The sequence below is a fragment of the Bradyrhizobium sp. 179 genome (genome assembly GCF_023073535.1).
In the GTDB taxonomy this organism is placed as follows: domain Bacteria; phylum Pseudomonadota; class Alphaproteobacteria; order Rhizobiales; family Xanthobacteraceae; genus Bradyrhizobium.
Genome location: NZ_JADPJR010000115.1, coordinates 1 through 1,373, shown reverse-complemented (window position 1 = coordinate 1,373; position 1,373 = coordinate 1). Strand labels below are relative to the sequence as shown.

General features: G+C 61.9%; 1 pseudogene. It reads left to right on the top strand.

Annotation, left to right across the window (positions count from 1 at the left end):
* Window positions 1-78: 78 nt before the first annotated feature.
* Window positions 79-1,147: pseudogene (locus tag IVB12_RS26805) on the top strand (IS110 family transposase).
* The last annotated feature ends 226 nt before the right edge of the window (window positions 1,148-1,373 follow it).

Sequence of the window (1,373 nt, the reverse complement as noted above, 5' to 3'; positions counted from 1 at the left end):
GTGGAACGGCCCGCTCCAACAGCATCAAAGTGCTAGAACGTGGTCGTTGTTCGAACGCCACAAAGGAGGGACCGTTCCATGAAACAGGTTATCACCATCGGGTTGGATCTGGCTAAGCATGTTTTCCAGGTTCACGGCGCGGATGCCGAGGGCTCGCCCGTGTTCAGCCGGAAGCTGCGGCGCAGCGAAGTTCTGCGTTTCTTCGAGAAGCTGCCACCATGCCTAGTGGGGATGGAAGCATGCGGTAGCTCCCACTATTGGGCGCGCGAGATCGCAGCTCTCGGTCATGAGGTGCGGCTCATTCCGCCGGCTTATGTCAAACCCTTCGTCAAGCGAGGCAAAACGGATGCGGCGGACGCGGAGGCCATCAGCGAAGCGGTGACCCGAAAGACCATGCGCTTCGTCCCGATCAAGACGGTCGAGCAGCAGGCTGCCGCGATGGTGCTGAAGACCCGAGCCCTTCTGGTGCGGCAGCGAACGCAGGCGGTCAACGCCTTACGCGCGCATCTGGCCGAATTGGGCATCATCGCCACCGCCGGCCTGGCAAGGATTGAGGCGCTGGTCGCGATCGTGCGGGACGAGACAGATGCTCGCCTGCCCGCAGCAGCGCGCTTCGCCCTGATGGCTATTGCCGATGAGATCGAAGCTTCAGGCGACCAGATCGACAGGCTCGAGCGCGCAATCGTCATGGAGGGCAAGCGCGACGAGGACATGCGTCGGTTGACCACGATCCCTGGTGTCGGCGCCATTACGGCGGCAACCATCAAGGCGCTTGTGTCCCGGCGGGTTCAAGTCAGCTCGCCACTTTGCTGCCTGGCTAGGATTGACGCCGCGTTCTCATTCAAGCGGAGGCAAAGAGCGGCTGGGACGAATATCGAAGATGGGAAATCCGGAACTTCGCGCTCTCCTTGTCGTCGGGGCAACAGCCGTCTTGCGGGTTGCCCGAAACGACGCTCGGACGCGGCCGTGGCTGAAGGCGCTTCTCGCCAGACGGCCGTTCAAGGTCGCAGCGGTGGCGCAGGCCAACAAGACAGCGCGGATCATCTGGGCGCTTCTGAATAGGGGCGGGACTTATCGGCGTCCCGACCCCACTGGTGAGTACCGCGGTCGCCGTCTGATGGATGCAGTGACCGCCAAAACGATCTGACCGGCGCAGGCCGGCAAAGGGCAAGGTGCAACAACAGGCGATGAACCCATGGGACGAAATCCCGAGACGAGTGAAGCCACTGCCCCCAATGCGCTCAAGCGCGTAAACTTGATTTGGCTCCTCGTTTCGCGGATCTCATCGAGGCCAGCGGCCATGTGCCGCGCGCAAAGGCCGGACATATGACCGCACCGTCCCAATGTGTGAATCGATTGAAAAAGCTCTTGCC